The 21,760-nt window shown below is 45.7% G+C and carries 19 protein-coding genes and 1 pseudogene; 2 read left to right on the top strand and 18 right to left on the bottom strand.

Annotated elements, in window-relative coordinates; genetic code table 11:
- The 3 genes and pseudogenes from QVP35_RS11460 to QVP35_RS11450 all read right to left on the bottom strand — a co-directional run.
- Window positions 1–527 (bottom strand): annotated as a pseudogene (locus QVP35_RS11460) (hypothetical protein); the annotation flags it as partial.
- A 21-nt stretch (window positions 528–548) separates the two neighbouring features.
- A complete protein-coding gene (locus QVP35_RS11455) occupies window positions 549–1,217 on the bottom strand; it encodes an acyltransferase (protein WP_022261171.1) in 669 nt (222 codons plus the stop codon).
- Complete coding sequence (locus QVP35_RS11450) at window positions 1,214–3,226, bottom strand: DNA topoisomerase (protein WP_118475842.1); 2,013 nt, start codon at window positions 3,224–3,226, stop codon at window positions 1,214–1,216. The genes QVP35_RS11455 and QVP35_RS11450 overlap by 4 nt, the downstream gene beginning before the upstream one ends.
- An 86-nt stretch (window positions 3,227–3,312) precedes the next feature.
- On the opposite strand from QVP35_RS11450, the gene QVP35_RS11445 reads away from it, so the two are divergent.
- The gene (locus QVP35_RS11445; RefSeq protein WP_006566845.1) at window positions 3,313–3,948 is read left to right on the top strand and encodes a lactate utilization protein; all 636 of its coding nucleotides are present in this window, start codon (window positions 3,313–3,315) and stop codon (window positions 3,946–3,948) included.
- Window positions 3,949–4,010: 62 nt separating this feature from the next.
- On the opposite strand, the gene QVP35_RS11440 is transcribed toward QVP35_RS11445, so the two are convergent.
- The 6 genes from QVP35_RS11440 to aspS all read right to left on the bottom strand — a co-directional run bounded on the left by QVP35_RS11440 (window position 4,011) and on the right by aspS (window position 10,784).
- A complete protein-coding gene (locus tag QVP35_RS11440) occupies window positions 4,011–4,691 on the bottom strand; it encodes an HAD family hydrolase (RefSeq protein ID WP_009289562.1) in 681 nt (226 codons plus the stop codon).
- On the bottom strand, window positions 4,688–5,911 hold the full coding sequence (locus QVP35_RS11435) for a GGDEF domain-containing protein (protein WP_009289561.1): 1,224 nt from the start codon (window positions 5,909–5,911) through the stop codon (window positions 4,688–4,690). The genes QVP35_RS11440 and QVP35_RS11435 overlap by 4 nt, the downstream gene beginning before the upstream one ends.
- The gene (locus tag QVP35_RS11430; protein WP_009289560.1) at window positions 5,896–7,101 is read right to left on the bottom strand and encodes a GGDEF domain-containing protein; all 1,206 of its coding nucleotides are present in this window, start codon (window positions 7,099–7,101) and stop codon (window positions 5,896–5,898) included. Before QVP35_RS11430 ends, QVP35_RS11435 begins: the two co-directional genes overlap by 16 nt.
- Before the next feature lie 132 nt (window positions 7,102–7,233).
- Window positions 7,234–8,469, bottom strand: a complete 1,236-nt coding sequence (gene glyA / locus QVP35_RS11425; RefSeq protein WP_006566841.1) for a serine hydroxymethyltransferase — start codon at window positions 8,467–8,469, stop codon at window positions 7,234–7,236.
- 31 nt (window positions 8,470–8,500) lie between these two features.
- Window positions 8,501–8,971, bottom strand: coding sequence for an ACT domain-containing protein (locus QVP35_RS11420; RefSeq protein ID WP_006566840.1), 471 nt, complete (start codon window positions 8,969–8,971; stop codon window positions 8,501–8,503).
- Between the two features lie 13 nt (window positions 8,972–8,984).
- A complete protein-coding gene (aspS, locus tag QVP35_RS11415) occupies window positions 8,985–10,784 on the bottom strand; it encodes an aspartate--tRNA ligase (RefSeq protein WP_022261170.1) in 1,800 nt (599 codons plus the stop codon).
- Between the two features lie 143 nt (window positions 10,785–10,927).
- Between aspS and QVP35_RS11410 the strand changes: the two genes are divergently transcribed.
- Complete coding sequence (locus QVP35_RS11410; protein ID WP_009289559.1) at window positions 10,928–11,449, top strand: flavin reductase family protein; 522 nt, start codon at window positions 10,928–10,930, stop codon at window positions 11,447–11,449.
- A 65-nt stretch (window positions 11,450–11,514) separates the two neighbouring features.
- Here the strand turns inward: QVP35_RS11410 and QVP35_RS11405 are convergent, their stop codons facing one another.
- From QVP35_RS11405 to larA, 9 genes are all read right to left on the bottom strand, one after another.
- Entirely contained in the window at window positions 11,515–12,918 is a 1,404-nt protein-coding gene (locus QVP35_RS11405; RefSeq protein ID WP_022261169.1) for an FAD-binding oxidoreductase, read from the bottom strand.
- Window positions 12,919–12,920: 2 nt separating this feature from the next.
- On the bottom strand, window positions 12,921–14,114 hold the full coding sequence (locus tag QVP35_RS11400) for an electron transfer flavoprotein subunit alpha (RefSeq protein WP_009289556.1): 1,194 nt from the start codon (window positions 14,112–14,114) through the stop codon (window positions 12,921–12,923).
- A 12-nt stretch (window positions 14,115–14,126) separates the two neighbouring features.
- Window positions 14,127–14,915 (bottom strand): electron transfer flavoprotein subunit beta/FixA family protein, encoded by a 789-nt coding sequence (locus tag QVP35_RS11395; protein WP_009289555.1) that lies wholly within the window; start codon window positions 14,913–14,915, stop codon window positions 14,127–14,129.
- Window positions 14,916–15,105: 190 nt separating this feature from the next.
- Window positions 15,106–15,795 (bottom strand): FadR/GntR family transcriptional regulator, encoded by a 690-nt coding sequence (locus QVP35_RS11390; protein ID WP_006566834.1) that lies wholly within the window; start codon window positions 15,793–15,795, stop codon window positions 15,106–15,108.
- Between the two features lie 195 nt (window positions 15,796–15,990).
- Window positions 15,991–16,989, bottom strand: a complete 999-nt coding sequence (locus QVP35_RS11385) for an electron transfer flavoprotein subunit alpha/FixB family protein (protein ID WP_009289553.1) — start codon at window positions 16,987–16,989, stop codon at window positions 15,991–15,993.
- A gap of 13 nt (window positions 16,990–17,002) precedes the next feature.
- Window positions 17,003–17,806 carry an electron transfer flavoprotein subunit beta/FixA family protein gene (locus tag QVP35_RS11380; RefSeq protein WP_006566831.1) on the bottom strand — a complete coding sequence of 268 codons (804 nt, stop codon included), beginning with the start codon at window positions 17,804–17,806 and terminating at the stop codon, window positions 17,003–17,005.
- A gap of 29 nt (window positions 17,807–17,835) precedes the next feature.
- Complete coding sequence (locus QVP35_RS11375) at window positions 17,836–18,972, bottom strand: acyl-CoA dehydrogenase family protein (protein ID WP_006566830.1); 1,137 nt, start codon at window positions 18,970–18,972, stop codon at window positions 17,836–17,838.
- 43 nt (window positions 18,973–19,015) lie between these two features.
- On the bottom strand, window positions 19,016–20,443 hold the full coding sequence (locus tag QVP35_RS11370) for an FAD-binding oxidoreductase (RefSeq protein WP_009289552.1): 1,428 nt from the start codon (window positions 20,441–20,443) through the stop codon (window positions 19,016–19,018).
- Window positions 20,444–20,464: 21 nt separating this feature from the next.
- Window positions 20,465–21,754 (bottom strand): nickel-dependent lactate racemase, encoded by a 1,290-nt coding sequence (larA, locus tag QVP35_RS11365; protein ID WP_009289551.1) that lies wholly within the window; start codon window positions 21,752–21,754, stop codon window positions 20,465–20,467.
- Window positions 21,755–21,760: the final 6 nt, after the last annotated feature.

Below are 21,760 nucleotides of genomic sequence, written 5' to 3'. Positions count from 1 at the left end.
AAGCAGTATACATTTTCAGGAATCTGGTCAAATACAATATAGCTGTTCCCATAAACCTTAAATTCATACGTAGAATTATCCTCATCGATCAGTGCATAAGAGTAAATATTACCGTGATATTTTTCCCTCAGATCGGTGACAGTCAGCCCTATGATGCGATATGAATTCTGCACAATATCTTTCACAAAATTACAAACCGGCTCATTCGTGACAGCAAAACTTTGGTACGCCTTTCCCTTTTGGATACGGACAAAATCTGTCTTTGAAATGGTGCTCCCCTCCACTTCCTTTTTGTAGGCAGCCAGCTTCTGATCACCGGTATATTCGTGTATTTCTTTAATTTTTTTGTCCAGCGAATCTTCCCTTGCTCTAGACCTCTTCAGATCCTGGCTGAGCTTTTCGTTCTGGTCCTGTAATTTCTGGTAGTATTCCGATTCGATGATTTCCTGTTTGGAAGCTTTCCCGCAGCCGGAAAGCGCAAAAGAAACGCAGATGAAAAGCGTCAGAGTCATCATTCTTTTTCTCATGCTGTGAAATCCTTTCTTTGTTTATTGTTTTTGGGCGATCTCCCCTGCTTTTTTATAAATACTGTTTTCCTCGATATATCCTCTTACCATGGAAAGAGGATATATATTCGTATTCGCTCCGACAACAGACCCGGGATTTAAAACAGTGCCGCAGCCTACTTCCACATGATCTCCCAGGATTGCCCCTATTTTCTTTCTTCCGGTTTCAATTTTCTGTTCCCCGCATTTAATCACTACATTGGTCTTGTCGGATTTTACATTGGATGTAATCGACCCCGCACCCATATGGGATTTATATCCTAAAATAGAATCTCCAACGTAGTTATAATGGGGAACCTGCACATTATTAAACAGTATATCATTTTTTATTTCTGTGGAGTTCCCGACCACACAGTTCTCACCGATCAGCGCATTGCCGCGGATAAAGGCTCCCGGCCTTACCTCAGTGCCTGCCCCGATGATAGCCGGACCATTAATCTCCGCAGTTCTTGCGATCACAGCAGATTTTGCGATCCAGACATCATCGCCAATCCGGTTAAATTCTTCCTCGGGAAGTTCCGGGCCCGTCTTTAAGATAAAATCGCCGATCAGCGCCAGCACTTCCCATGGATATGTAGTCTCTTCAAACAGTTCTTTTGCTATCGTCTGGTCCATATCTTTGAATAATTCCTTGTTTGTCAGCTGTTTCATTCTTTTTCACCTTTCCCTTTCTTGTTTACATAATATTTTGCAGTCTCGTCAAACATTCTGCGCAGTATATACTGATGATCCGTCCTTTTGACCGCATCGGTATGCTTTGCCACAAAATGATTCAGTTTCTTCATATACTCTTCTTCACTTACTGTGCCTTCTGCCACATAGGTGAGCCCTTTTTCCCAGCTTGCGGTAAGCTCCGGATTCAGAAGAGAATGGATAGAGCCTCTGACCACGTCAAAGATCATCTCACCCATCAGTGTCGGCGTTACCGTCTGGGTCTTTTTATTCAGCGCTATGTATTGATTATTGATCAGTTTTTTGACGATCTCGGCCCGTGTTGCGCTTGTTCCGATTCCGCTTCCTCTGATCTGCGCTCTCAAATCTTCGTCTTCGATGAGCTGCCCCGCATTTTCCATGGCGAGAATCAAAGAACCGGAATTATAACGCTTCGGAGGGGTTGTAGTACCATCCTTGATCAAATGTTTTTTAATCGGAAGCTTCATTCCCTTTTTCAGGGAGAGTATAGCATCTGTCTGCTCCTTGGAAACAGAATCCTGCTTTTTGGCCTCTTTTCCTCCGGCTGCTAAAAGATATCCGGGATCTACAAGCAATTTGAAATTTGCGGTAAAGGTTTCTCCCGCCGTTTTTGTCACCAGCTTTATCTTAGAATATACCGCCGGAGGCAGAAAGATACATAAAAACCGCCGGACAATCACTTCATACACCTTCTGCCCGGTCTGTGAAACGCTTTTTAAGTTATTCAAAGCCTGTCCGGTCGGGATGATGGCATAGTGGTCCGTGATCTTTTTATCATCTACATATCTGGTTTTTGCAAGTCCGGTGTAGGACTTCTTATCTAAAATTTCCGCAGCTGTTTCCGAGAGGATTCCGTAATTTTTTAATCCTGACAGATTTTTGTAAATTTCTTTAGAAACTGCGCTAGACAAAACTCTCGCATCGGTTCTCGGATAAGTGACCAGTTTTTTTTCATACAATTCCTGAACAATCTTCAGTGTCTCATCAGGACTTAACTTGAACATCTTGGAGCACTGATTCTGAAGTTCCGCCAGATTGTATAAAAGGGGCGGATTCTTTTTCTCCTGGCGTTTTGAAGAAGCTTCCACTATCGTCTCCATACCGGAGGCTTCTTCTATTTCTTTTATAAAGGCCTCTGCATCCTCTTTTTTTAAAAACCCGTTGTCTTTGTATAATTTCTTTGACTCAAAATATCTGGAACCCTTTACCGCCTTCCATTCAGACTCGATCTTTACACCCTGCGGTGTAATGTGGGAGAGCACTTTATAAAAAGGTATGGGGACAAAGCTCCTGATCTCCCGTTCTCTTTTTACGATCATGCCGAGGACACAGGTCATGACTCTGCCCACAGCCACAACGACACTTCGCTTTTGTTTCATGAAGTTTCCAAGGGTCCAGCCATACTTTAAGGTCAGTACCCTGGAAAAGTTGATCCCCATCAGATAATCTTCCTTTGCCCGCAAGTAAGCGGCAGAAGCCAGATTATCATACTCGCTCAGGTCTTTGGCCTCCCGGACTCCTCTGAGCACCTCTTCCTTCGTCTGGGAATCGATCCAGACTCTCTTCTTCTGTTTTCCGGTCACATGGGCTTCCTGATCCACCAGCCGGTAAATATATTCTCCTTCCCGTCCGGAGTCGGTGCACACATAGATCGTATCGATGTCTTCCCGGTTCAGGAGTGTACATACAATATCATACTGTTTCTTTACCCCCGGAATGATCTCATACTTATAATCTTCCGGCAGAAACGGAAGTGTTTCTAAATCCCACCGCTTCAGACTGGGATCATACTTATCCGGATATGACATGGTAACGAGATGACCCACACACCATGTAATCACGGCTTTTTCACTCTCCAGATATCCGTCCCTGCTGGACGGTTTCAGGTCCAGTGCATTGGCAAATTCTCTTGCCACGCTTGGTTTTTCTGTAATAAATAATGACTTCAAACGTAATCCTGCTTTCATTTTTTTCTTTTGCTATTATATCATATTTAGGTCTCCTGTGATACAATAATATCCAGAGATAAAGTGAGTAAAGGAGTGTGTTTGATATGAGTATGGAAAAAGCAAATCAGGTGACCGCAGCTGCGATCATTAAGAACATGGAAAAGAGAAATTTTTCAGGAGTATACTGTGCTACGAAGGAGGAAGCCTTACAAAAAGCTCTGTCCTACATAGAAAAAGGCTCTGTTGTTTCATGGGGCGGTTCCATGAGTGCAGCAGAGATCGGGCTTATAGATGCCGTGAAAAATTCAGGTCAGTATGAAGCTGTGGACCGGTCGGCGGCAAAAAATTATGAGGAACAGAGACAGATATATGCAAAGGCAGTCCTCGCCGACACCTATATTATGAGTACCAATGCCATCACACTGGAAGGGGAACTGATCAATATCGACGGCTCCGGCAACCGAGTAGGCTGTTTAAGCTACGGACCGAGACAGGTGATTCTGGTCGTTGGAATGAACAAAGTGGTAAGCACCGTGGAAGAAGGCGTGCACCGGACGAGAAGCAAGGCCTCCTGTCCGAACACAATCCGCCTGGGACTGAAAACTCCGTGTTCCATCACAGGACACTGCGGGGAGTGTTACGGTGATTCCTCTATCTGCTCCCATCTGCTGATCACAAGAAGATGCGGACAGAAAGACCGGATCAAGATCATTCTGGTCGGAGAAGATTTGGGTTATTAAAACAAAACAGGTATTCTGGAAGAAGAAACTTCTGGAACACCTGTTTTTTGTTTCTTAGTCTGTCAAACAATTTCCAGCAGATCCAGTCCGACTTCTCTGAAATCCTCGATAACAGCCGTGACTCCCGGGAGCCCAAGCAGCCTCTCATGGTCCTTTTTCGGCCCTATGGCTATGATCTTTCCTGCTCCAGCCCTCCTGGCCGCTTCAATTCCTGCATCTGCATCCTCAAAGACAACACATTCCCCGGGGCAAAGGCCGATCCTTTCCATGGCCATGAGGTAAATATCCGGCTCGGGCTTGCCCTTAAAGGTTCCGTCGTCATAGACAATGTGTTCTGCCGGAATCCAGTGGGTAAGATGCATATGCTTCATATAAAATCTTACATTTCCAATGGCTGACGCCGTGGCTATGGCAAAAGGTACCGCATGTTCTTTGAGCTTGGTAAGAAATTCCGGAAGCCCTTCTGTAAAATTGATCCCCTTTGGATCATTCAGACACATTTTCCTGTAAATATCTTCTTTCTCCTCTGTCAGGTCATAAATCTCCTGTTCTGTGAGATCAGGATTTAAAGCCATTTTTAAAAACTCTCCTCCGTTGATCCCATGGATCATTTTGTGAAGCTGTCTGACCGTATACTTCCCATCTGCATGTCTCTGGAAAAATTCAAACCACGCGGCTTCCTGTTTGTCCCCATCAATATACATCGTTCCGTTAAAATCGAATACAATCCCTTTTATGCTCATCTTTTCCTCCTGTCTTTTCCTCTTTTCTGTTCGTACATTCTCCGGTCTGCCAGCGAAAGCAGCTCTTCTGCCGTCTCCGCTACACTGCACTGTGCCACTCCAAAACTTATGGACATAATGAATGGAAAATTCTTATCACTGCTGTACTGCTTCAGTTTCTCCCCGGTATCTTTCAATAAATCCGTCACCTGGCTGCAATTTTTCTCAGAAAATAACAAGAGAAATTCATCGCCGCCGTACCGGAACACATAGTCTTCATCCCGAGCCGCGGCAGTCAGAGCTGAAGCAGTGGTCTTCAGATAACGGTCGCCTTCCTGATGTCCGAATTTGTCATTGGCTGTTTTCAGATGGTCCAGATCCACAAAGCAAAGACAATAATCCTTAGAGGCCGCAGAATATTTTTCCAAAACCTGTCCGGCCAAATGCCGGTTATAACATCCGGTCAGTGCATCCACATAAGCCAGTGTCCAAAGTCTCTCTTCTTCTTCCTTATCTGCCAGCATGGTTGTCCATTCTTCCCTCATCTTTCTCCTGTAAAGATTAAGCCTGCTCATTCTCATCGTATAGACAATACAAATATTCAGGCCTATAAATACAAAAACAGCGGACTTTATACCCCAAAACTTCAGAAATACGGAATTTGAAGGGACATAGTAGCCAAGCAGATTCAGGACGAGATATACATACAGGACAAACTGAATCCCAACGTGAAACCTCAGACTGGAGCGGTCCCTAAGGATGATGCAGAGCCTTTCGTAAAGCTGACTCCGTCTGAAGAAGTAAAACAGAAATCCTGTGATTACAAAGCCGAGAAAAATAGGATATTCCTTTATATTTCCCGGCAGCTTGATCTGATTGTCAAAGGATGTCAGGGGCCTGTTTAACAGCAGTGCAAAGATACATCGCAGACAGATGTTCCACGCCAGACCCGGTATGATTCCGAAGTAAGCAAGCATCGCACTTTTATCGAATCCTACATGGTAAAAGATCCGTATCTGCAGCAGAAAGAAAAAGAAGAAAATGGTCCAGTTGACGATCAGGTGCAGATCCAGAAAACTGGCCGCAACAAACCATGCATAATTTAGCACAAAGGTAAGGATAACAACAGACCTTCTTTTTTCCCTGCATTCCAGTACACAGTCAGCAAAGGAGAAAAACTCATAATGATAAAAAAAGTAAGATACTGCGACTGCAGCCATCAGGACTAATTGTTTGGGCATACAGTATCACGCTCCTCTTTCCTGTTATGTTTGTCTGAGTACATGGCCTGGTCCGCCTCTTTAATCAATTCTTCCGGTGTTTTCTGACCGGACACGGCACCGAAACTAAAGTGTATCGGGAGCCGGTCCTTCTCCGGATGTTCCATCTCTCTTCTTATTTTTTCCATCTTGTCCTTCGTTTCTTCAGAACCGATTCCCGGAAAGACAGCTAAAAACTCATCCCCTCCGAATCTGATCAGCAGTTCATCTTTTTTGAGATTCTTTTTCATTTCTTCTGCAAACGTTTTTAAATATACATCTCCAACGGAATGTCCTTTGCTGTCATTGATCTCTTTCAGTCCGTCCAGATCCATATACACCGCAGTCAGCAGCTTATTTTGCTTCAGAAAGGATTTAAGGAGCTCTATTCCGTATCCGCGGGCATAGGCCCCTGTCAGACTGTCGGTCTTTGCCATCCTGGTCATTTGTTCCTCCCGGAGCAGTTTTCTGGCTTTTGCCTCCTCCATCTTCCGGTATCTCTCTTCCAAATACTGCTCCCGCACAATGAGATAATTATGGCGCATAAATAAAAATGTCAGCAGCAGAATCAGAGCATTGCCGCTGATCATGAGAGCCGGTACAAAAACATTATCTGAAAAGAACGATGCCAGGATACTGTCGATCATTTCATAGACGAGACAGCTCCAGAGAAACAACAAAAATATTTTTGATTTCTTATAGTCAGTGTGTTCTTCCTTCACATTTTTACCGCTAAAGTATCTGATCCATATAATATAAAATATACAGAGCACGATCTTTGCAGTCAAATATCCCGATGCTTTCACGGAACTCTGAAGATTTATATTCCTGACACTTCCGCGGCCAATGGAAGCCGCTCCCAGAAACATGAGATAAAAGGACGAGAGATGAAGATATCCTATCATAGAAAAAGTTTGAATCATCTTGCCATTGATGTGTACACGCAGATAAGGCAGGTACCAGAGCAGAAAATATAAAAGCAGGCTCAAGTATACGGGTACTTCAGACAATACAGTCACGCCGGACCATACAAGGCTGGCAGCCCCGCAGAAAATCAGAGCCGATTTGTGTTCTTTCCACAGATATCCGACAGATTCCATGGCTTTTACTCTTAAAATTTCCTGTGCCGCGGATACACCAATCAGCAGAAGGAATAACTCTGTTTGTATCATCTCTTTGCCTTTCGTTTTTATTTGTATTATTATACACTATTTTGCTCCGTAATGTCTCACTTTTACTTAATCATAGGACAAAAAAGTACAGCCGCAGTACCGGCTGTACTTTATCTTCATCTATTCTGCTGATTACTCATATAAAGGATATTTTGCCGTCAATTCTTTTACAAGCTGTTTTGCTTCTTCAAGCTTCTGATCTAAAAGAGTGAGGCGGATTGCCCTGGCAATCACCGCCATATCCTCTTCTTTCAATCCTCTGGTCGTCACTGCAGGTGTTCCGAGACGGAGTCCTGATGTGACGAATGGAGATTTTGGATCGTTCGGCACTGTATTTTTATTACAGGTGATATGGACGGAATCCAAAACTTTTTCCGCTTCTTTTCCGGTCAGGTCATATTTTTTAAGATCCACCAGCATTAAATGATTATCTGTACCGCCGGATACAATATCAAATCCCTCTTCTATGAGAGCTTTTGCCAGGGCTTCCGCATTTCTAACCACCTGTTTACCGTACTCTTTAAAATCATCGGAAAGCGCTTCTTTGAAGCACACGGCTTTTCCGGCAATCACATGCATCAGCGGACCGCCCTGGATACCCGGGAAGATGGCTTTGTTAAAGTTGTATTTTTCATTGATCTCATTACTGCACATGATCATACCGCCGCGGGGACCTCTCAGAGTCTTATGGGTAGTCGTAGTCGTCACATGGGCATATGGAATCGGGCTCTGATGTACCCCTGCCGCAACAAGGCCTGCGATATGCGCCATGTCCACCATAAGAACGGCTCCGACTTCGTCTGCAATCTCACGGAACTTCTTAAAGTCAATGGATCTTGCATAAGCGCTTGCCCCTGCAATGATCAGTTTTGGGCTGCACTCCTTTGCTATGCGGAGCACCTCATCATAGTCGAGGAATCCCTCGTCATTGACACCGTAAGGCACGCAGTTGTAATATTTCCCTGACATGTTGACCGGACTTCCGTGGGATAAATGTCCGCCGTGGTCCAGGCTCATTCCCATATAGGTATCCCCTGGATTTAAGACCGCAAAAAATACTGCCATATTCGCCTGTGCACCTGAGTGCGGCTGAACATTGACATACTCACAGCCAAACAGTTCTTTGGCACGTTCTCTTGCCAGATTCTCCACTACATCCACAAACTCACAGCCGCCGTAATATCTCTTTCCGGGATATCCTTCCGCATATTTGTTAGTCAGGTGGCTGCCCATGGCTGCCATGACTGCCTTTGAAACTAAGTTCTCAGAAGCAATCAGTTCCAGATTGTTTCTCTGTCTGGACAGCTCGTCCTGCATTGCATCGGCAACTTCAGGATCATAATTCTTAACTTCGCTAAAATCGAACATCTTCGTGTCCTCCTGTTATATATTGATGATGTTAATCTTGGAATTGTTCTTTCAGTGCCTCCACTGCTGTTTCCACACGGCTTTCTCTGATCAGGACCGTGATCTTGATTTCAGAAGTATAGATCATATGGATGTTGACGCCTTTGTTATAAAGAGCTTCAAACATTTTCGATGCCGCCCCTGAGTTGGACATCATTCCTGCGCCCACAATGGATACGATACCCACGTTTTTGTCAGAAACAATCTCTTTATAAGAGCCTTCCTGAAAGGTTTCTTTTAAGGTCTCCACCGCCGCATCCGCATCAGACTTTTTCACAACAAAGGAGATGTCTTTGCTGTCTTTTCTCCCTATGGACTGCAGAATCAGTTCTACATTGATCCCCTTGTCCGCGATGGCGGTAAACAGTTTCGCCGCGATCCCCGGTTCGTGCTTCAGCCCTTTGATCGCCACCTGTGCAACATCTGTGTTTGACAACACGCCGCTAAATAACATTTTCTCCATAATCTGCTTCTCCTTATTCCTCGTTCGTATCGTTTTCTTTCAAATCTATTCCAAGCTCATCAAGCTGCTCTGTGTCCACCCCTCCCGGTGCCTGTGTCATGAGGCAGGAAGCGTCCTTTACTTTTGGGAATGCAATGACGTCACGGATACTGTCCTCCCCTGTCATCCACATGACAAGACGGTCCAGGCCGTAAGCAAGACCTGCATGAGGCGGCACTCCGTACTGGAAAGCCTCCAGGAGGAATCCGAATCTTTCATTGGCATCCTCCTCGCTGAATCCAAGAGCCTTAAACATGGCTTTCTGGATATCATTGCGGTGAATCCTCACGGATCCCCCTCCGAGCTCTGTGCCGTTTAAAACAATATCGTAAGCTTTCGCCCTGACTCTTCCGGGCTCTGTTTCAATGTACTCTAAATCCTCTTCCATCGGCATGGTAAACGGATGATGCATCGCCGTATAGCGGTTCTGTTCTTCGTTCCACTCCAGCAGAGGAAATTCTGTGACCCATAAGAAATTATATAAGGACTCATCGATCATCTCATATTTTTTTCCGATCTCCAGACGAAGGTTTCCGAGGACATCATAGACGACAGAGTCTTTGTCGGCCGCAAACAGAAGCAGATCTCCGGGTTTCCCCCACATCGCATCGATAAGCGCCGTCATTTCTTCCTCTTTCATAAACTTGGCAAAAGAAGATTTTACGCTTCCATCCTGCTTCAGCTGGATATAGGCGAGTCCCTTTGCCCCGAACTCTTTGGCAAAGTCTACAAAAGCATCGATCTTCTTGCGTCCCAGATCCCCGAGGCCTTCTGCGTTCAGTCCCCGCACGGAGCCTCCGTTTTCCAATGCTCCTTTAAAGACCATGAAATCACAGTCTTTCACTGTTTCCGATACGTTAATGAGTTCCATGCCAAACCTTGTATCCGGCTTGTCGGAACCGAACCGGTCCATGGCTTCCTGATAAGTGAGACGCTTCATCGGGATCTGCACATCCACGTCCAGCACTTCTTTAAACACTTTCTTTAACAGGCGCTCGTTGACATCGATCACGTCATCTACATCGACGAAAGAAAGCTCCATGTCGATCTGTGTAAACTCCGGCTGCCGGTCCGCCCTTAAATCCTCATCTCTGAAACACTTTGCGATCTGATAGTAACGGTCTACTCCTGAACACATCAAAAGCTGCTTAAACAGCTGCGGTGACTGGGGAAGTCCGTAAAAATTTCCCGGATGCACACGGCTCGGCACGAGATAATCCCTGGCCCCCTCCGGCGTGCTTTTCCCGAGGATCGGCGTCTCAATCTCCAAAAATCCTTCTTCTGCTAAAAAGTCTCTTGCCGCTTTTGTTACCTGGCTCCTCACGAGGAGATTCTTTTGAAGGTTCGGTCTTCTCAAATCCAGGTAGCGGTATTTGAGCCGCAGTTCGTCTTTTACGGTCTGTTCCGCATCCACAGGAAATGGCGGCGTTTTTGACTCTGACAGGATTCTTAAGTCTGTCACTTTAATCTCGATATCCCCTGTCTTTAAATTCTCATTGACAGCGGCGCTTCGTTTTTGCACTTCCCCTGCCGCCGCGATCACATATTCATTTCTCAGGGAATTGGCTTTTTCATAATCTTCACCTGACAATGTATCTTCATCAAAGACCAGCTGCAATAATCCTGAACGGTCTCTTAAGTCTACAAATATAAGACTTCCCAAATTTCTTCTCTTCTGTACCCATCCCATGACGGTTACTTTCTCGCCGATATTTTCACGGCCCACTTCTGTACACCGGTGGCTCCGTGATAACCCGGCCATTGACTCTGCCATGCTGCTTCCTCCTTACATATATTAAACCTGTCTGTCATTATAGCATAAGGGATGGCAGGATTTCAATGAAACTTGCAGGTTTTATAGACATTGCATCATTTTTGCATTATAATGGTAATTACACAAAAAAGGAGGCAAGTAACATGAGTGAATATGCAATTGTTGCACCAGAAGATTTTGACCAGAGTGCCTTCCGTCTCATAGGGAAGGACTGGATGCTGGTAACCGCCAAAAATGAAGAAGGCAGAATTAATACGATGACCGCATCATGGGGTGGATTCGGAGTCATGTGGGGCAAGGACGTGGCAGTATCTGTGATCCGTCCGCAGCGCTATACGAAAGAATTTATCGATAACTCTGAAACTTTCTCGCTGTCATTCTATGATGAAGCATTTAAGAAAGACCTGACGTATCTCGGAAGTGTGTCAGGACGGACCGAAGATAAAATTTCAAAGACAAGACTTACACCGACCGATGCCAACGGCATCCCTTACTTTGAGGAAGCAAAAATTGTTCTGATCTGCAGAAAGCTGTACAGTCAGCCGATGGACCCGGAAGGATTTATAGGAGACGCAAAAGCACTGGATGCTCAGTGGTATGCGGATAAAGACTACCATACTCTCTACGTGGCAGAGATCGAGCAGATTCTCGTAAAACAGGATTAATACCATAAAAACCGGCGGAGACACATGTTCTCCGCCGATTTTTTATGAAACAGTCTATATGAAATTTATACCTGGCATACTTTGTGAGGATTCAGAATATTTTTCGGGTCGAAGGCTGCTTTGATCCCCCTCATGATATTCATTGTTTCTTCTTCTAAAGACTCATTAAGATATGGCTTCTTGGCATATCCTATGCCGTGTTCCCCGGACACCTGACCGCTTAATTCATTCGCTTTCCGGTATATTTTATCCATGGCCAGTGTCATCCGCTCCTGCCATTGTTCCTCAGTCAGATCGTCCTTCAAAATATAAGCATGGAGATTTCCGTCCCCCGCATGGCCAAAGCTCTTGATCCTGATATCCACTTCGCTGTGAAGATTGTGCATATACTCCACCATCTCACTGATCTTATTTCTTGGAACGACCACATCCACCTCATCCATATAGGTGGTAGATCCTTTGATCGCTTCCAGAAATGCACCTCTGGCTTTCCAGATGGATTCGTCCCGCTCTTCTGTATCAGAGATCAGCACATCCAGCGCGCCCTGACTCAAACAGAGTTTTGCGACTTTATCGTAATCCGCCTCGATCTCCTCGGCCGAATTTCCGTCGAATTTCAGAAGAAGGTATGCGTCTGCCTGATGGTCCGGGAACTTTTTGCCCAGATATTCTTCAGCATCTTCAATAACCTCTCTCTGCATGAATTCGATTGCGGTAGGAATCGCTTTGGACTTGATGATTTCCGGCACCGTCTGTATCGCCGAGTTGAGATTTTTAAACGGTATCAGAAGACTGATCGCTTTTTTCGGAAGCGGAAGCAGTTTAAGAACTGCTTTCGTGATAATTCCCAGTGTTCCCTCAGACCCTACCATCAGATCCTTCATCGCATAACCGGAACTGTTCTTTACGATTTTCCCTCCGAATTCTACAATCTTTCCGTTGGGCAGAACCACTTCCAGTCCCCGGACATAATCTCTCGTAACTCCATATTTTACTGCCCGCATTCCACCGGCGTTTGTACTGATATTTCCTCCTATCGTTGCAGATTTCTCACCCGGGTCCGGCGGATAGAAAAAGTCATGGTCCTCCACAAATGCTGACAGCTCCATCAGGAGTACTCCAGGCTCCACGGTTACCGTCAGATTTTCTTCGTCCAGTTCAAGGATCTGATTCATCAGGCTGGTATCCATCATAATCCCGTGTTCCATTGCCACAGAAGATCCCACAAGCCCTGTGCCCGCTCCCCTTGGAGTGACCGGAATCGTGTGTTCATATGCATAGGACATGATCTTTGAAATCTCTTCTGCATTTGCTGCCTTCACTACGACGTCAGGATAGCTCTGGGTACCGCTCAGCTCATCATGGCTGTATTCTTCATTTATATTTTCTCCGTATAAAATACGTTCGTCATCACCGATTACCTGCTTTATGTATCTAAGATCTTTTTCATCTAATCTTTTATATCCCATAGCTATGCCCCCTGACTCTCTTTAATCTTTTCAATGAACTGAGGAATGACCTCATATAAATCTCCCACCAGACCGTAATGAGCTACCTTGAAAATAGAGGCTTTCTCATCCTTATTAATGGCAATGATCTGGTCTGAATGATCCATGCCGGCAACAAACTGAATAGCGCCGGATACCCCGCAGGTGATGATCAGTTTCGGCCGGACGGTACGGCCGCTTAAGCCTACCTGCCGTTTTGCGTCCAGCCAGCCGTTCTCTGCCACAGGCCTTGTACATGCCACCTGCCCGCCAAGAAGGTCTGCCAATTCTTCCAGCATCAAAAGATCCTCTTCTTTTTTAACACCGCGTCCCGCAACCACAAGTACATCGGCAGATTCTATGAACTTTTCCTTTTCTTTCAGCACAATATCAAGAACTTCAACATTTGTCTTGAGTTTGCCCTTTTCAATGGAACATTCTACAATTTCACCCTGTTCTTCCTCCATCCGTTCCGGAGCATTCATCACTTTATAGCGGACGGTTGCCATCTGGGGACGGTGATTGGGTGTTGTGATATGTGCCATAATATTTCCGCCGAAGGCAGGCCGTATCTGGGACAGGTCTGTATTTTCATTCATCTCAAGGATCGTACAGTCCGCTGTAAGCCCGGTTTTCATTCTGGCTGCTACTCTTGGGGCCAGCTGTCTTCCGACCGTTGTTGCACCTACTAAGACAGCGGATGGATGTTGTTTTTGTATAAAGTCTTCAAAGACTGCCGTATACGGTTCTATTTTAAAACGGCTCAGCTCCGGGTCATCATACAGAAATACCTGATCGACTCCATAATGCAGCAGTTCTCTGCTCTCTTCTTTAATATCGCTTCCAATGAACAATGCGTACACAGGATGAGAAATCTTTCTGGCCAGTTCTTTTGCCTTTCCGATCAGTTCATAAGTCACCGGATGTATTTTGCCGTCCACATGGTCAACATATACTACGATTCCATTCCATAAGGATTTATCAATCTCCTCTGCCTTCTGGTCTTCCACATAAGTGACGGCTCCTTCCGGTCCCTTCTTTACACACAGTCTGCACATCTTACAGGCCGAATTGATCTCCAGTTTTCCGTCTTTTTCTTCCATTGCCCCAAACGGACAAATTTTCATCAGTTCACTGAGATCTGTTATTTTTTCCTGATTGATTTCTAACTTTGCCATATGTAATTCCTCCTATACAAATTTCAGTTCTTTCACTTTTTGAAAGAGTTTTTCTGAAAGGATACTGCCTTCCTCGTTCCAGAGTTCCCTATGGTGGTTCGTTTCCGGAGGGAAAATCTTCTGAACCTGTGTGGGTGAACCATTCAGTCCGTAATGAGTCTCATCTCTGTCGTCCATGTCATCCAGGCTGAGCATAGTGATTTCCGTATCTGCTTTCTCGGTTTTTCTCACGTAAGAAGGAAGTCTTGGCTGGAAAATGTCTTTATCCACTGCCAGAAGACAGGGATAGGCAATCCTTGTGATCTCAATGTCGTCCGGCATATCCATCTCAACTGTAATATTTTGTCCGTCTGCCTCGGTAATTTTTCTTACATTTGATACACTCGGGATACCAAGCCATTCGGAGATCTCCGGTCCAACCTGGGCTGTATCACCGTCTGTGGTCTGTTTCCCGCACAGAATCAGGTCAAAATCTCCCATCTTTTTAATCCCCTGAGCCAGGGTATAGCTTGTGGCCAGCACATCGGCTCCCCCGAATCTCCGGTCGGAAATCAAAGTTCCGTGATCAGCTCCCATCGCATAGGCTTCCCTTATCACCTGAGCCGCCTGAGGAGGTCCCATTGTGATCACACTGACCTCCCCTCCCAGTTCTTCCTTTAACCGCATGGCTGTCTCCAACGCGTAGAGATCATAGGGATTCATTTTGGACGCTGCCCCGTTTCTTTTCAGGACTCCCGTTTTTGGATCAACCTCTACCTTATTGGACTCCGGCACCTGTTTGATACAAACTAAAATATTCATATCTGCTTTTCCTCCTGCTTTCACGATTGGTCCTACCAATCGTCTGAAAAATAATTGGAAATGAAACATCATTTCCAGGTTCCCTGTTCTCTATATTGGCCCTACCAATTTATCTTTATTATAACTTCTTTTGTATTATCCGTCCAGCTTTTTTTTAAATCTTATGACTTTTTCGTCATAATGCACAAGTTTATCTCGTTTTCATGCGCTCCAGCGTGCTGTTGATGATGTCAAAGTGATCCTCGATTGCTTTTCTTCCGCCTTCCAGGTCTTTTTCAATCATACATTTTGCAATTTCTTTATGTGCCTGCTGCAGCTTTTCCTTGTTGTCATCCTTGAAGATCTCTCTCCGCATATCTGTGATATAAGTATCCAGCACATCGGATAATGCCTGTAAAATATCTATAATCAGGACATTGTGGGAAGCCTTTGCTATCGCATAATGAATCTTTTTATCCCAGATTACGCATTCTTCCTCAGTTTTGCCCCGGTCCAGATTCAGTATATACTCACCAATCTTCTGAATCTCCTCTTTGCTGATGTTGTCCACGGCAAGCACAAAGGCCTGCATCTCCAGCGCGAAACGCAGCTGTGTGATGGAGCCATAGTCAAGTTTGTGCAGAATGAACATCATGGACATTGATTCTACAAGGTTTTTTTCAAAATTACAGGAAACATAATTTCCCGCTCCCTGCTGGCTGGATATAAACCCCATCATCTCCAGCATGTGGATCGCCTCACGCACAGAATTTCTGCTGACGCCCAGCTGTTCCGAGATTTCCCTCTCGGGAGGTAATTTTTCACCGATCGTCAAATCATGATTGATGATCTGTTTCTTAATATGTTCAATCACTTTTTCGTAAGCTTTTGTCTGCTGCATCTCTATCCCTCTTTCTTTAAAACCGTTTGGAGAGAATTATACCGTCCAGGTTTCATCAAATCAAGGGAATTTCTATTATTTCCAGCTTTTTCGCCGTTTTTTTCATAAAAGAGGATTACCTTCTGTCCCGGATAACTCCGAAACAGAAGGTGCATTAAGATGGTCAATATGCATTAAGCATAGAAACACGCTGATTTATTCTGCTTCCTTTTTCTTCCTGATCTCTTCGATCATAACCGGAAGCACGTTTACTGCATTTCCTACGATGCCGATGTTGGCCACTTCAAAAATAGGCGCATCTTCATCTTTGTTGATAGCTACTATATAATCGGAATTCATGATTCCGGAGACATGCTGTGTCGCGCCGGAAATACCGCACGCGATATAAAGCTTCGGCGCTACGATTTTTCCTGACTGCCCTACCTGGTGTACCCTGGAGATCCATCCGTCTTCGATGGCCGGCCTTGTGGCCCCAACCACTCCGCCGAGCAGATCAGCCAGTTCTTTGACCAGGGCAAAGTTATCCTTGCTGCCCATTCCCCGTCCGCCGGAGACAATGACTTCTGCCTCTTCCAAATTGACAGCCTCAGAAATTTCTTTGACTGCATCTTTTATATCCAGCCGAACTTTTTCATCCGTAACCGGGACTTTTTTCTCTGTGATCGTTCCTTTTCCGGCTTCTTCTGTTTTTTTAAAGGCGCCGGAACGCAGCACCGCAATCTGCGGCACGGATGTTTCCATTACCACATCCTGAAGTACCGTTCCTCCATAAAGCGGGCAGGTATAGACTGTTTTTCCATCTTCTGTCCTTAGATCCATGACGTCAGAAACACATCCAGTCTTTAATCTGGCAGCCAGTCTTGGAGCAAGATCCTTGCCGTCCTGAGTTCCTCCTACCAGCACTGCAATAGGCTTCTCTTCTTTGATTACTGATTCCATTACGTTGGTAAAATAGTCCAGATGAAAGCTTTCATATTGAGGGTCTTCAATTAAGATCACTTCATCGGCACCGGATTCGGCAGCTTTTTGGGCGGCTGTCCGAATTCCGTCTCCGATCAGAACTGCTCTGACCTTCCCGCCCGTGTTTTCAGCGATTTTTCTGGCAGGAGAGAGCATTTCCAAACCGACCTTTACCGGACTTTTGTCCGCAGTCTCAATATAAACCACGATATCCTTATATTCTGTCATATTCATTGCAAACTCCTCCTTAGAATACTTTCGCATCCGCCATCATGGCAACTGCTTTAAATGCTGAATCCTGCGCTGTCTCTTCCTGGATCTTGATTCCGGCCTCTTTTTTCGGCGGTTCATAGAGTTTAAGAGTTTTTACAAAGGCCCCGTCCTCCCCTGTTTTTTCGAGTTCCAGCATAGACAGATCTTCTGCCTTGATCGTACCGATCGGCTTTTTCCGGGCTGCCATCTTATTTTTAATCGTCGGATATCTCGGGTCATAATCCGGTTTTGTAACAGTCAGAACACACGGAGACGCTGTCTCGATAAGACGGTAGCCTTCTTCCGTCTCCTGTTTGGCGCACACCTGTCCTTCTTCGAATTCGACCCCGATCACGTTGGTGATAACACCGGTGCCCAGCAGTTCGGAGAGTTCTGCTCCCACCTGTCCCAGGGCAGCGTCGGTAGCCTCTTTCCCGCAGAAGATCAGATCAAACTTCTTTCCGGTGTCTTCCTCAATCTTTTTGGCGGCACACATCAGGATATGGCTGATTCCCCTGGAATCCGAACCGTCAAACCGGTCATCCCGTACCAAATATGCATGGTCTGCTCCTACTGCGAGACAGTTTTTTAATGAATTTCTGGCTTCCTCACCGCCGATGCACAGGACGGTGATCTCCCCTTCCCCGGCTTCCTTCAGGCGTGCAGCCATCTCCAGCGCATAGGTGTCAAACGCATTGACTACAGGTGTGATGTTTGCAAGATCCGGCTTCCCTTCTGCTGTCAAATGTACTTCCACAGAATCATCCGGCACCTGTTTCACACATACTAAAATTTCCATAATCTTCACTCCTTTGTCGGGTCAATTTCTTATCTGCCGATGGTATTGTTCGCAATGACGATTCTCTGGATTTCATTGCTTCCCTCGAAAATCTGAAAGATCTTCGCGTCACGGAGAAGTTTTTCTACCGGATATTCTCTGCTGTATCCGTATCCGCCGAACATCTGAATGGCTTCTGATGCCACTTCCATGGCAATATCACTGGCGTAGCATTTTGCAATAGCTGCTTCCTTAGAATGAGAAAGTCCAAGATCCATCCTTGTCAGTGCATGGGCAACCATCTGGCGGGCTGTCTCTGTCTTGATCGCCATATCCGCAATCTTAAACTGCAGTGCCTGATTTTTGATGATCGGTTTTCCAAACTGGATTCTTTCTTTTCCGTAGGCAATAGCCTCATTGATGCCTCTCTGTGCGATTCCTGCTGCGACACATCCCATCCATGCCCTGGCCTGGTCAAGAGTCTTCATAGCAATGCCAAAACCTTTTCCTTCCGCTCCGATCAGGTTTTTGGCCGGAATCCGGCAGTCTTCCAAAACCACATCGCAGGTATTCGATGTACGAATTCCCATCTTATCTTCTTCATTGCCAGTGCTCAGTCCCGGTGTTCCTGCATCTACAAGGAACATGGAGATGCCTTTTACACCTTTGCTTTTATCGGTCATAGCCGTAATACAGTAGAAGGAAGCGATCCCGCCGTTTGTGATAAAGCATTTTCTTCCGTTCAGTATGTATTCGTCTCCGTCTTTCACTGCAGTTGTTGTACCTGCTCCTGCATCGGAACCTGCTCCCGGCTCAGTAAGGCAGAATGCTCCGAATCCGCCCTCGATGATCTGATCACAGACATGCTTTTTTTGTTCTTCGTTCCCTGCGATTAAAACCGGTTTTGTTCCCAGCCCGCTGGCAGAAATCGTGGTGGCAAATCCTGCGTCCGCGATAGCCATCTCCTCGATCAGCGCAGCCACATCCACTCTGGAAAGTCCGGGTCCGCCGTATTCTTCCGGAACCTCAAGAGAATGAAGCTGCATCTCAATCGCTTTATCATAGATCTCCTTCGGCCATTCTCCTGAACGGTCAAATTCTTTACACTGTTCTTTGACTTCATTCTCACAAAACTCCCGCACGTCCTGCAGTAAATCGTTTGCTTCTTCTGAAATTAAATATGCCATAATTGATTTCTCCTTTTAAATTGATCAATGGTTTGTATTTTCCTTACAGCTTGTAACAGACTTTGCCCGGATTCAGGATCATGTTCGGATCAAAAACAGTTTTTACGCCTTCCATGATACGCATGCTGACCGGTCCCACAGATTCTGCCAGATAGTCGAGCTTTCCGTGTCCGATGCCGTGTTCTCCGGAGATCAGTCCTCCGAATTCCGTGGCTTTTTCGTATACTTTTTTCATAAATACTGATACTTGCTTTCTGAATTCCTCCTCCTGCATGTCATTGCTGCATGTATAAATATGCAGGTTTCCGTCCCCGGCATGACCAAAACTTTTTACCCGGAAATCTGCTTCCGCTTCCAGTGATTTTGTGTAGGTCAGGAACTCTGCGATTTTATTTGTGGGCACTACCACATCACATTCATCCAAAAGTACAGTATCCGCCTCAATGGCCTCTAAAAGAGCGCTTCTCACAGCCCACGCGTCACGTTTCAGTGCCGGTGTATCGGCTACCAGAACATCAATGGCTCCCGCCTCCAAGACAACCTCAGAGGCTGCCTCTATGATATCTTCCAGCTGTTCTTCCGAATCTCCGTCAAAGGTAGCCAGCAGATACGCACCGACTTCCACGCCTTCCATTTCTTTTGGATAAACCTTCTTTCCCAGAAATTTCTCCGTATCCATGACGACATCTTTTTCCATGAACTCCAGAGCCTGCGGATGCAGATGGTTCATGAAAAACTGAGGCACTGTTGCAATACAGTCTTCCAAAGTTTCATAAGGAATGATCAGGCTGATGACCGCTTTGGGCTGAGGAATCAATTTCAGCGTCAGCTCTGTGATGACTCCCAATGTTCCTTCCGATCCGATCATCAGATTCAGCAGGCTGTATCCGGAACTGGTTTTAGAAACTGTCGCCCCCAATTTGACAATCTCACCTGTGGGAAGAACGACGGTCATCGCCCTGACATAATCTCTCGTCGTACCGTATTTTACTGCCCTCATGCCGCCGGCATTGGTTGCTACATTTCCGCCTACGGTCGCAAATTTTTCTCCCGGGTCCGGCGGATACAAAAGCCCCTGTTTTTCTGCATCTTCCGCCAGGTCATTTAACAGAACTCCGGGCTGTATGGTCACGACAAAATTTTCTTTATCATAGCCGAGGATCTTGTTCATCTTTGTGATGGACAGTATGATTCCTCCATGGATGCTGACAGCTCCTCCCACCAGCCCGGTTCTGGCCCCGCTTGGCGTCACAGGAATTTTGTGTTCATTACAAAGCTTCATTACCGCTGCAGCTTCTTCTGTCGTCAGTGGTTCTACTACCGCTTCGGGTTTTGCCTTTCCGTAGATTGACATTTCGTCATGGGTAAAATCATCATTGATCTCGTCTCCCGTATAGACACGTCTGGGTGCAATCTCATTCAGACGGTCAATGATCTCCTGTGTCACTCTGCCATATTCATATTCGCTCATCTTCTCCTCCTCTAAAAAATCTCAATTTCTATTTCTTACAATCACTGCTACGCCGTCCGGTATTACAGTGATCTTACTGTTTTCTCTGCCCAAATATTCATCGGCCATGCGGATCGCATCTTCTACGCTGTCAGCATAGTCCATCTGCATCTCCTCTACCATATCCTTCGGAGCCTGTGTCACCAGGATAACTTTATACTTTAACAGGATACGGCATAAGATCTGGGACTCCCATTGATCAGGCACAGTAGAGTTCCTGTCTGTAGCCAGGAATCTCTGCATGATCTTTTCCTTATCTTTTTCTTTTGCAAAAGTATCATACAACTCCTTACCACCATGTCCGTCAATACAGCTTGCAGCCATAATAATCACTCCGCCCGGCCGGCAGGTGGCTTCCGCCGCCGTCATGCCCTTGACTGACTGATAAATATTCTGATCCAGAGGGTATCCCCCATTGGTGGATATGACAATATCGGAAGGTACTGCGTCCACTCCTGAAAGCTGATCCACGAACCGGCATCCCTTTTCATGAGCTTTTTCATAGTGTCCTGCGAATGCCTCAATCACCTTTTTATCTTCATCCAGCACAACGTTTATGATAAAAGCAAGTTTTGCCTTTCCGGCCGCGTAGATCATATCCCTGTGAATAGGGTTTCCTTCAAGAATTCCAGTTCTGGCATGGGGATCATCAATAAACTCCGAGCAGTGGTTTGCCAGTACTGTTGTTCTGCTGGAGACTCCCGGCAGCACGCTCTTTCTTCCTCCGGAAAAACCTGCAAAAAAGTGAGGTTCAATGAATCCTTCCGAGATCAGAAGATCGGCTTCCCAGGCGATTTTATTGATCAGAAGTTCCCCTCCGGACGGAAGTTTCCCCAGACTTACCATATCTTCCTGTTTTCCGCTTTCATGCACTACAAATCTGATGTCCGGGTGATCCACTGTTTCTTCTCCGAACTTTGAGATCAGTTCTTCCCTTGTGGTAGGGCGGTGAAACCCTGTGGCGATTAAAACTGTCACCTTTGCGCCGGGATTTCCCTGCTTGATCTCCTCCAAAACAGCCGGCATGATCACCTTGCTCGGAACCGGACGGGTATGGTCGCTGGCAATCATCACAATATTGTCTTTTCCCCTGACCAGCTCTTTAAGCCTCGGTGTTCCCACCGGATGCAGCAGGGCATCTTTTACCAGTTCTTCTTCCTCCATTTTGGCCTGATAGTCATGAGCTTTTGATAAGAGGATTCCCGCCAGCCGTTCCTCCGGGATCTCAATCGTTAATTTCCCTTTTCCATAGGGAAGGTTTATCGTTTTCATAAGTCA

The sequence above is a fragment of the Anaerostipes sp. CAG:276 genome, assembly GCF_000432215.1.
In the GTDB taxonomy this organism is placed as follows: domain Bacteria; phylum Bacillota; class Clostridia; order Lachnospirales; family Lachnospiraceae; genus Anaerostipes; species Anaerostipes caccae.
Note: the sequence above shows the minus strand (reverse complement) of the source record. Positions and strands in the feature narration are given on the sequence as shown.